Annotated in this window: 1 pseudogene; it reads left to right on the forward strand. The window is 42.1% G+C overall.

The window, feature by feature from the left end:
- Window positions 1-261: 261 nt before the first annotated feature.
- A pseudogene (locus ACS8FD_RS23285) lies at window positions 262-570 on the forward strand (pyrimidine utilization transport protein G); the annotation flags it as partial.

The following is a 570-nucleotide window of genomic DNA, read 5'->3' on the forward strand; positions in this document are numbered from 1 at the left end:
CTATGAGGCATACTGGGTCAAAATCCGCCAAAGCGACGGATTTAGTAGAACATATCTTGCATCAGACATCTAGTAAAATGTACCAAATTTGTATAAACAACCACCATTTGTTAAGTATACCAGTGTTGCAGGTTAAGCTAAATAAATATTGTTAGATGAAGTCAGCAATATGGTGAGATATACTAAATAGGATGGTGCTTGCGTCATTAACTCTTTATTTATCCTTTTTAGCTATTATTTTCGGCCACATAGGACACGCGCATGGTAACTCCTCCAGAAGACCCCGCCAAGACACAGCATTCATCTCACTCAGAAAATAGCGCCAAAACTCAAACCCCTCCAACGGCATTAGAAGCAGCAGGTATCAGTCTAGCTACAATGCAACTTGCCAATAACCCAGACTTTGAAAATGGACGCTGGTTCCCCACATGGCGACCTTATCGTGGGGATCTTGACCACAATCCTGTCGGTATCAATGAATATCTACCCGCTTCTAAAAGTATTTTACTTGGTGTTCAGCATACCTTTGCTATGTTTGGTGCCACCGTCCTTGCACCGCTATTAATGGGT

It is taken from the genome of Psychrobacter sp. 1U2 (assembly GCF_051847575.1).